This window comes from Psychrobacter sp. 1Y4 (assembly GCF_051847555.1).
Genome location: NZ_JBPYDE010000519.1, coordinates 1 through 727, shown reverse-complemented (window position 1 = coordinate 727; position 727 = coordinate 1). Strand labels below are relative to the sequence as shown.

The window sequence follows — 727 nt, the reverse complement described above, 5'->3', positions numbered from 1 at the left end:
CACTGGCAATAATGGTCAAACTACCACCTTCCTCGACATTACGCGCAGCACCAAAGAAACGCTTTGGACGCTCTAGGGCATTGGCATCCAAACCACCAGTTAGTACTTTACCTGATGATGGGATAACCGTGTTATAAGCACGGGCGAGGCGAGTGATTGAATCGAGTAAAATGACTACGTCTTGCTTATGTTCAACCAAACGCTTGGCCTTTTCGATGACCATTTCAGCCACTTGTACATGGCGTTGTGGCGGTTCATCAAAGGTAGAGGCAACCACTTCACCGCGTACCGTACGTACCATCTCGGTGACTTCTTCTGGACGCTCGTCAATCAATAGTACGATTAAATAACACTCAGGGTTATTACGGGTAATTGACTGAGCGATGGTTTGGAGTAGCATCGTTTTACCCGCTTTTGGCGGTGCGACGATGATAGAGCGCTGACCTTTACCAATCGGAGCGATTAGATCGATGATACGACCAGTCAGATCTTCAGTGGTCCCGTTACCCAGCTCAAGTTTTAAGTGCTCAGTTGGGAATAGGGGCGTTAGGTTTTCAAAGATAAGCTTATGACGTGAGCGATCTGGCGTATCAAAGTTAATCTCACCAACCTTTAATAGCGCAAAATAACGCTCAGAATCTTTTGGTGGGCGAATCGTACCAGCGATACTGTCACCAGTTTTTAGACTAAAGCGACGAATTTGGCTAGGGCTGACATAGATATCGTC

General features: G+C 46.8%; 1 protein-coding gene. It reads right to left on the bottom strand.

The window, feature by feature from the left end; translation table 11 throughout:
• A partial coding sequence (gene rho / locus ACS8FC_RS17315; RefSeq protein ID WP_439297692.1) for a transcription termination factor Rho occupies positions 1-727 on the bottom strand: 727 nt, incomplete at both ends.